This is a genomic window from Campylobacter concisus (genome assembly GCF_902460625.1).
Classification (GTDB): Bacteria; Campylobacterota; Campylobacteria; order Campylobacterales; family Campylobacteraceae; genus Campylobacter_A; species Campylobacter_A concisus_AD.
Genome location: NZ_CABPUT010000014.1, coordinates 1 through 8,824, shown reverse-complemented (window position 1 = coordinate 8,824; position 8,824 = coordinate 1). Strand labels below are relative to the sequence as shown.

The 8,824-nt window shown below is 34.0% G+C and carries 8 protein-coding genes; 5 read left to right on the top strand and 3 right to left on the bottom strand.

Going from position 1 to position 8,824, the window contains the following annotated elements:
• The first annotated feature begins 195 nt into the window (after positions 1–195).
• The 3 genes from F3G69_RS08980 (at position 196) to F3G69_RS09580 (ending at position 2,297) form a co-directional block, all read left to right on the top strand.
• Entirely contained in the window at positions 196–1,281 is a 1,086-nt protein-coding gene (locus tag F3G69_RS08980; RefSeq protein WP_149715037.1) for an MBL fold metallo-hydrolase, read from the top strand.
• A 44-nt stretch (positions 1,282–1,325) separates the two neighbouring features.
• Positions 1,326–1,613 (top strand): hypothetical protein, encoded by a 288-nt coding sequence (locus tag F3G69_RS08975; RefSeq protein WP_149715036.1) that lies wholly within the window; start codon positions 1,326–1,328, stop codon positions 1,611–1,613.
• Positions 1,614–2,162: 549 nt separating this feature from the next.
• The gene (locus tag F3G69_RS09580; RefSeq protein ID WP_258033377.1) at positions 2,163–2,297 is read left to right on the top strand and encodes a hypothetical protein; all 135 of its coding nucleotides are present in this window, start codon (positions 2,163–2,165) and stop codon (positions 2,295–2,297) included.
• 22 nt (positions 2,298–2,319) lie between these two features.
• On the opposite strand, the gene F3G69_RS08970 is transcribed toward F3G69_RS09580, so the two are convergent.
• From F3G69_RS08970 to petA, 3 genes are read right to left on the bottom strand one after another with little or no spacing between them, the layout of a single operon-like run.
• Positions 2,320–3,363 carry a c-type cytochrome gene (locus F3G69_RS08970; RefSeq protein WP_149715035.1) on the bottom strand — a complete coding sequence of 348 codons (1,044 nt, stop codon included), beginning with the start codon at positions 3,361–3,363 and terminating at the stop codon, positions 2,320–2,322.
• 2 nt (positions 3,364–3,365) lie between these two features.
• Complete coding sequence (locus tag F3G69_RS08965) at positions 3,366–4,610, bottom strand: cytochrome b (RefSeq protein ID WP_103641610.1); 1,245 nt, start codon at positions 4,608–4,610, stop codon at positions 3,366–3,368.
• Between the two features lie 10 nt (positions 4,611–4,620).
• Positions 4,621–5,124: a ubiquinol-cytochrome c reductase iron-sulfur subunit gene (gene petA / locus F3G69_RS08960; protein WP_021091707.1), complete on the bottom strand. Its 504-nt coding sequence runs from the start codon at positions 5,122–5,124 to the stop codon at positions 4,621–4,623.
• A gap of 321 nt (positions 5,125–5,445) precedes the next feature.
• Here petA and F3G69_RS08955 point away from each other — a divergent pair, with 321 nt between their 5' ends.
• Positions 5,446–7,716: a sensor histidine kinase gene (locus F3G69_RS08955; protein ID WP_103600573.1), complete on the top strand. Its 2,271-nt coding sequence runs from the start codon at positions 5,446–5,448 to the stop codon at positions 7,714–7,716.
• The gene (locus F3G69_RS08950; RefSeq protein WP_103600574.1) at positions 7,706–8,803 is read left to right on the top strand and encodes a hypothetical protein; all 1,098 of its coding nucleotides are present in this window, start codon (positions 7,706–7,708) and stop codon (positions 8,801–8,803) included. Before F3G69_RS08955 ends, F3G69_RS08950 begins: the two co-directional genes overlap by 11 nt.
• The last annotated feature ends 21 nt before the right edge of the window (positions 8,804–8,824 follow it).

Here is an 8,824-nt window from a genome sequence, read left to right as displayed (position 1 = left end):
CTATTAAGTATCTATTTTTAGGTATATTTATTTGCTAAAGGATAATATTTATTAATAAAATTTTCCTATAAAGAGTAAAAATATCTTAATTAAGTTTAAATTTACAAGTTAATTATTTAAGCTCGGGTTAATTAAATAAAACTGAAATTTAAAAATCTAAAATATAATCCGACCTTTAAATTTAAAAGGCTTTTTATGGGAATTTTTATAGTTATACTTTTGCTTATTGTTGCAGTTTTTGTATTTATGAGATTTGCCCCAGTTTTTGGTGGCGTGCCAGATATTAAAAGCCAAAAGCTGATAAAGGCTTCGCCAAATTTTAACGGCAAAGTTTTTATAAATTTAGAGCCAACGATTGATATGGTAAAAAATAATCCGCAAGCATCTATGCTAAATTTCGTCCGCCAAGCACTTTTTCCACCAAAAGGTAAGCTACCAACTAAGCCTTTACCAAATTTAAAATTTGACGCAAATGCCTTGAAAAACGGCGAGTTTATCTGGCTTGGGCACGTTAGCCTCATCTGCAAGCTTGATGACAAAACTATCATCACTGACCCAGTTTTGCACCGAGCATTTCCACTACCAATTGGCGGTAAGCCCTTTACCTACGAGTATGCTATCACCACTAGTGACTACCCAGATGTGATCGACATCGCCCTCATCTCGCACGATCACTACGATCATCTTGATTACAAAACGATCCTTGAGCTAAAAGATAGAATTTGCAAATTTCTAGTGCCGCTTGGCGTAAAAGCTCACCTTGTAAAATGGGGCGTTGATGAAGACAAAATTTATGAGTTTGACTGGTTTGGTGATCAAAAAATAGGAAATTTAAACTTCATGTTTTGTCCTTCAAGGCACTTTAGTGGGCGCACATTTAAAAGAAATACGACGCTTTGGGGTGGCTGGGCGGTAGAGGAGGCTGGCTTTAGCTTTTATTTTAGCGGAGATGGCGGATACGGCAAGCATTTTAAGATGATAAATGAGAAATTTGGTGCCTTTGATCTAGTTTTTATCGAAAATGGTGCTTACGGCGATGGCTGGCCTTACGTGCATATGAAGCCAGAGGAGTCAGCGCAAGCGCTAAAAGATCTTGGTGCAAAGCTTGGTGTACCGGTGCACTGGGGCAAATTTGATCTATCTTATCACGCTTGGGATGAGCCGATCAAGCGTTTTGAAAAGGCAGCGATAAAACTTGAGCTAAACTACGCAACGCCGATGATCGGAGAAGTTTTCACTACCCAAAATCCGCCTAGAAAAAAGTGGTGGGAGAAAATTTAGGAATAAAATTTGCTGTAAATTTTAAAATCCAAAAGGAAATGCTGATGAAAATTTCTGAAAATTTAGCAAATCTAAAAAATGCCATCGATAAAGCCGCAAAAAACGATCTTGATATGAGTACAACTGGAAGCTTTTTACAAAATTTAGAAAAAGCGAATAAAGAGACTGAAAAAATTTATAAACAGCTAGAAAAAGAGCTAAAAAGCGATGCGCAAATGTTTAAACAATTTGACTTCATGCAGATGATAACAAAGCTTCAATACGGCAACCTAAAGCCAAATGAACGTGAAAAACTGCTCAATAAAATGAGCAAGATCGCCAAGGAAATTTAATTTTAAATAGGCTTGATGCGGAGCTAAATTTTACTATTTTTGTGAAATTTGGTGGGTTTTTGTGAGTGTTTGCTTAAAAATAAATTTATTTAAATAGCGACCGTTAAAACTCAGATATATTTCTATTTTTACCAAAACGCTTGTGTATTCATAATTTACAAGGTAGTATAGGTATACTACTGCTTTAGGTTTTTAGGCAAATTTTTAAAATTTCATAAACGAGTAATTTCGGCTTTGATTTTAGTGGCAAACCTTACGAGACCTAAAATCAATAGTCAATTCTTACGAGAGAATGAAAATTTAAAATTTGTAAAGCATATAGACCATATAACTCCTATTCTTTTATTAAGGGAGAAGGGAGCTTAAATTACGGTCTGCTTGCAGTTGCGAGCTAGCAAAGCAAAAGAACTCCCTTCACCCTTAACAATCCCTCTTCCCTGACACGTTCAAAAGGGCATGCTCTAGCGCTAAAGCACTGCATGCAGTTTTGTTAATTTCAATCAAACTTTAATGAGTAATTTCGGTTCTAAAATTTGAGTTAAGCGGTAAGTGAAGCTAGATTTTAGTAGTCAGCTCTTACGAGTGAATGAAATTTTAAAATTTATAAGAGTATTTGATCAAATTTACAAAAACGAATTTAAAGAATACCTATTTATATATGTAAATTTACCAGAGAGGATTTAAGAGCCAAAGAGGCTCTTAAATTTTAGTGTAGTTCGCTCCAAACTTTGCGTTTCCAAAGCCAAGCAAAAATTCCTAATATAAAGAAGTAGATCATGACATAAAGCCCTGTACTCTCACGCTCAGCCTTCTTCTTGTCACCTACTTTTTGGATATAAGCTACCACATCGTCTTCAGCAGCTTTATTTAAACCAACTCTTGGCATTGCGGTACCTGGTAGCATCTTTTGAGTATCGTTTATAAATTTATGTAAATACTCATTGCCTTTTGAACGGATCATCATCGATAGATCAGGTGGGTTTGAACCCATATAAGCAGCAAGGCTTACTTTGTTGCTAAATGCATATTTTTTGTCATATTTTATATCATGACATCTTTGACATGCATCAGCAAAAACCTTTTCTTCAGTGATCTTATTGTTTGCCTTTTCATAATCAGCAGATACCTTTTTCAAATAAGCTACTATATCGGCAGTCTCAGCATTTATATCACCACCAGCACCCATAAATGCAGTCATCGGAAATGGATGCTCGTCATTAAATTTATGAGTTAGCTTTAAAGCCATATTTGGATTTTTAATGAGTGCAGCTAAGAATTTATCATCATAAATTTTACCAGCGGTACTAAGATCTGGTGGCACTACACCAAAGCTTTGACTAGCTGTCTCAGCATCCATACCAGCTGGCATACCTGCTGCTTCTATACCGTGGCATCCTGTACATCCAGCTGCTACAAAAGTATCAGCACCCTTTGTAGCGTCACCTTTTGTAAGATCAATAGAGTTAATGTCATTCCAAAATGCTGTATAGTCATCAAGAATTTTTTGTGCTACTTCTACATCTTTTGTAGCCGCATCTATACTTGCCTTATTTCCGCTAGCCTTAGCAGTCTCAAGTGCTGCCTTTTTTTGCCCTAAAAAGTGCTTTGCATAGTCAGTATCTTCTTTTGAGAAGTTATACTCAGCATTTGCAGTATGAGGGTGAAGCTTTGTGTGAGCATAAGGCTCGATACCCCAATATAAAACACCTGAAAGAATAACAACAATGGCAAAAATTTTAAGCTCTTTCATAATTAGCCCCTCTTTCTTTCAAGTATTGTTATAACTGGCAACGCAATTATAAATAAGAACAAGAATAGCAATGATGAATAAAATCCTATCCAGTCATTATAACCACCTGTTGGGAGCTTACCATATATAGATAATACGATAAGATCGATAACTAAGACCCAAAACCATATAAAAAATAGTGGTCTTTTGTGAGCTGGAGCTACAAGGTCGCTTCTATCAAGAAGAGGTATAAGCATGAATGCAACACCCGCAAACGCAAACGCGATAAGACCGATGTTATAAGCAGAAATTCCAGCTATATCAAAGAAAAAGCCACGTAAAATTTCATATTGCCACAAGAAATACCACTCTGGATAGATATGTGGTGGGGTTTTTAGTGGATTTGCTGGCTCAAAGTTGATAGGATCCATTGCAAAGTTGAAGTGATAGCAAACAAGATAGATGACAAATATCATAAAGAATGATACATACATAAAGTCTTTTGCCAAAAATCCTGGCCAAAATGGTATAACTTTAGATTTCGCTCTATCGCCATGTAGATACTCTTGTGCCTCTACTTCAAAGTCTATATCTTCACTTGTTAGGTTATTAACATGCGGAACTCTTAAAGAGTAGAAGTGAATAACCAAAACAGCTATCGTTACAAGTGGCAATAAACAAACATGAAGCATAAAAAATCTAGTAAGTGTTGAGTCGCCAACTGCGTAATCGCCTCTAATCCACTCAACTAAAGCATCGCCAATAACTGGCACACCGCCAAAAAGCTGAGTGATAACAGTTGCCGCCCAGTAGCTCATCTGTCCCCATGGGAGCATATAACCACTAAATGCCTCTGCTGAAAAACAGATAAATAGCACCATACCACTTATCCAAATGACCTCTCTGCCTCTTTTGTATGAACCATAGTAAAGTCCAGTAAGCAAGTGAATATACATAATAAGAAATATCGTAGAGGCTGAAACTGCGTGAATATGACGCCAAAGCCAGCCATACTCGACCTCTTGCATGATAGTATAATTTACACTATCAAATGCTAAATTTACATCTGGTTTGTAATACATTAAAAGTAAAAAACCAGTAACGATTAAGAGCATAAAAAGCGTTGTTAAAATAACGCCCATTGCCCAAAGGAAATTTATATTTTTTGGAATCCAGTATTCGCTAACTAGAACCTTCATAAGTTTTGTAAAAGCTAGGCGTTGATCAAGCCAGTCAATAACGCCAGTTGATTTATGAGCTAAAGACATTGCTATCCTCCTAAGCTTTTGCTACTAATTTTTCGTATTCTGGGCTTGTTTCGCCTAGAACTAGCTTGGTTCCATCAATCTTAAATGGTGGTATATCAAGTGGTCTTGGAGGAGGTCCGTATGTCTGCATTCCGTCGGCATTAAATTCGCCGCCATGACAGGCACATACAAACATTTGTTTACTTGCTTTATACTCAGGTATACAGCCAAGATGCGTGCAAAGTCCGATAAGAACTACGTATCTAGCATCCCCTACGACAACATCTCTTTTGTCATTTTTAGCCATATCAGGACTTTTTTTGAGGATGAAAATAGGCTTTTTACGCCACTCAACCTGCCTCATTTCTCCATCTTTGATCGGACTTAGATCAACTGTTGTGAAACCAGCAGCTTTTACACTTGGAAGCGGATCCCAAGTCTTTTTAACAGCCACTAGTGACATAGCGCCGCCGACAGCTGCCACAGCACCAAACGCAAGGCCGATAAAGCTACGTCTTTCTTGCTTTACTGACATTAAATCCCTTTCTATAAATAAATTCTTAACGATTATACTCTCAAAAAATTAAAAAAGTATAATTTCTTTATGCAATTTGCAAAAATAATGTTACTTTAAGCTATAAATTCATATTTTTTAAATAATTTTAGAAATTTATTTTAAAGCAACTTCTTTGTTTTCTAATTTAATAAAAATAATAGTCATATACAACAGGCCAAATAAATAATTTTAAAACCTAGTTAATTCACAAATCATTATTTTATAGAACATATGATATTATTAGATTATTATTTTAATAAAATATTCACGATCTTAATTATACTAAAAAGAGAGAATAGAATGGATGAAAATAAAATAAGAGAAGAATTAAAATACACCCTTGAGACTGAACCCTCAAATTATTCAAAAATTTTAAAACTATCATCTGAATTATCTAAATTCGATGAACACAATATACGTTTTTCTATAGATGCTGGGATAATAAATAGATTAGGCAAAGAACTTGTAGCTAGACATGAAACTGCTGTATCTGAGCTGGTTAAAAACTCTTATGACGCTGATGCAATAAAAGTTGAACTAACCTTTATTGATTCATTTGATGTTGGTCGAGTTCTTATTATTAGTGATGACGGTGTTGGTATGACCAAAGATCAGTTAATAAATGGTTTTATGCGACTAGCATCAAGTGATAAAATTCATTATCCGTTCTCTCCAATATACAAAAGAAAAAGAGCCGGTCAAAAAGGAATAGGTCGTTTTGCTGCCCAAAGGCTTGGAAGACAATTAACAATAATAACACAGACAGAAGATTCCAAGCAAGCACTTGAAGTAACTATAAACTGGGATGATTTTAAAAATGATCAAGATTTAATGTTTATCGATAATAAGATAGAGCATAAAGATCGAATGCCAAAGAAAAAAAGCGGAACAAAATTAATTATAAAGGATTTAAGGGATAAATGGACAGAGCCTCAGATTAAAAGAGTTTATAGATATGCATCTGAAATTTTACAGCCTTTTCCTCTTGCAAAAGTAAAACTAAAAACAGAAGATCCAGGATTTAAGCTTATATGTAATAGAAAAGAAGGTGACCTTACTGAAGTAATCGCAAATGACAGTACGATGTTTTTTGAACATGCTTTAGCTGAAATAACAGGTTTCGTTGATGAAAATGGGTATGTTAAAATAAGCATTGAGAGCAGCAAATTAAATTATAGTGTTAAAAATGTTATTTTAAATCAAAACAACCCATATAAAGAAATACGAAATATTTTTCTAAAAGCATATTATTTTGTCTATGGAGTTTCAGATATACCATTTCAAATTGAATCTTTTATTAGGGAAAAGGCTAAAGAACTAGGTGGCATAAGATTATATAGAAACGGCTTTAGAGTTCTTCCTTATGGTGAAAATACAAAAGGGATTTCAAATGACTGGCTGGGCCTAGATGCTTCTGTGAGAAGAAGAACGATCTTGCCTACTCATGCAAACATTAACTTTTTTGGTTTTATAGAGATAAATGGACAGGATGACAAATTTGAAGAGCTTTCAAGCAGAGAAGGATTGCTTGAAAATAAAGCCTTTGTGGAGTTAACGGATTTTGGTTATAAAATTTTAACAGATGCAGCAATCAAAATAGCTTCAGAGAGAGGCGTAAAAACAAGGACCAATGAAAAAAATTGGAAAAAAGAACCTGAAGAAAAAATTTCAGAAATAATCGAAGAATTAGAAGACATAGTATCATTTAGTGAAGATGAGCAAACATCCGATTACAAAGAAGACAATGATGGTATAAAAGAGAAGTTAAGAAAACTCAAAGAAGCTCATGAAGAGCAAATACAGAAGCAAAAAGAGTTATTAGAAGAAAAGAATCTTTTAAGGATTTTAGCAGCTTTAGGGCTAACAATTGGAGAATTTATTCATGAAATAAAACAATATCAAGCTGTTTTGGAAGCAGATATTGAAAATATTAAAGAGTACATAAACAAAGCAGGCAGAGGCCATGAGGTATCTGATAGGATTCGTGAAAATCTTAAAAGTCTATCAACATATACATCTTATTTTGATGAAACTATTTCGGAAAATGTTCAAAGAGAATTGTCGCCAGTTGAACTTGAGTCGGCTGTTTTGGCTTTTAAAAGGGCCATACATAATGATTTAATAAAGCGCAAAATATTGTTTAATTATGAAACAAAACAAGCCTTGCTGTATACTTGCCCAATGCACAAATCAGAATGGGCTTCTATTTTATTGAATCTTTATACAAATGCCAGAAAAGCTATACAAAAAGCTAATAAAGGAAATGGTAGTTTGTATATTGAAATTGGAAGTACGGAAAAGAATGTATACTTAGAGTTTTCAGACAATGGAAATGGGATTCCGCTTGAAAATCGTGATAAAGTTTTTAATCCTTTTTTTACAACAAGTGCGCCAGTTGGAAAAATTTCAAGAAATTATGAAGAGATGACAGGAACTGGATTAGGGTTAAAAATAGTAAAAGATATTATTACAGGTTATGGTGGAATAATATATGTAAAAGAACCTATTGAAGGGTTTAGCACTACATTTAGAATAGAGTTACCATGGAAGAAAGGGTATTATGAGTTTTAAGTTCTTATATATCGATGATGCAAGTGATCAAGTGACTAAAGGATTAGCAGAAAGACTGTCTTCTAAAGAGTTAGGATTATTGGTTGAGTATAAACACGTAAGTATTTTTGATAAATTTAATATACAAGACACCATAGGCACAATAAGTCAATATCAAGGATTAATTCTTGATCTTAGATTAGACAATGAACCTTATGATGGTAAAAATTTTCCTTTTACTGCAACAGAATTTGCCCAGCATATAAGAACTTTAACAACCAAAGGAGAGTTAAAAACAGATATTCCTATTATTATTTTTTCAACGGAAGCAAAATTAAAAGACATATATTTTAAAGACATGACGAGCAATAATCTTTTTGATAGATTTATTATGAAAACTCAAATTTCTGATTTGGTATCAAAGAAATTATATTCGCTTGCGAATGGGTATAAAAAAATAGCCGAAACAAAAGACTTTGAAAATTTACTACAAACAAACATAAAGGCACTGGATGAAAGATTTTTTAGTAGATTTAAAATCGAAGAAATAATTCCTGTTCATGAGTATGCACAAGTAATATTAAAAGATTTAATTTATGTAAAAGGATTTTTGATAAATGAGCAGTACTTGGCTGCTAGATTAGGAATCGATATTGATAAATCCGGAGACTGGAGTAGCGTAAAAAAGCTTTTTGAGGAGGCTAAATATACAGGGGTATTCTCGGATGGATGGAATAGATGGTGGATGCATAAAATAGATGAGATATTTGAAAAGATAGCAAATACTTATTTATCATATTTGAGCGCAAAAGACAAAGTTGAGATTTTTAAAAGTAAAGGTATTAAAAATATTGTTTTTCCAGAGCCTATTCAAGGAAATTCTAGCTACAGGTTTTGGACGGTTTGTAAAGCTTTGGAAAAACCGCTTGATCCAATAGAGGGATTTAAAGTATATACTCGTAATGAGCCAAAGCCTTGGCAAGAATACGAATACATATCATTAGAGGCGTTGCTGCACCCTTATTCTTTGCAGGAAAAAAATATAAAACCACATCCTTCCGAGTTAGATGGTATTAGTTTTGCCATTAAAAATGCAAAAAAACAATGAATTATACTGAATATATAAAAT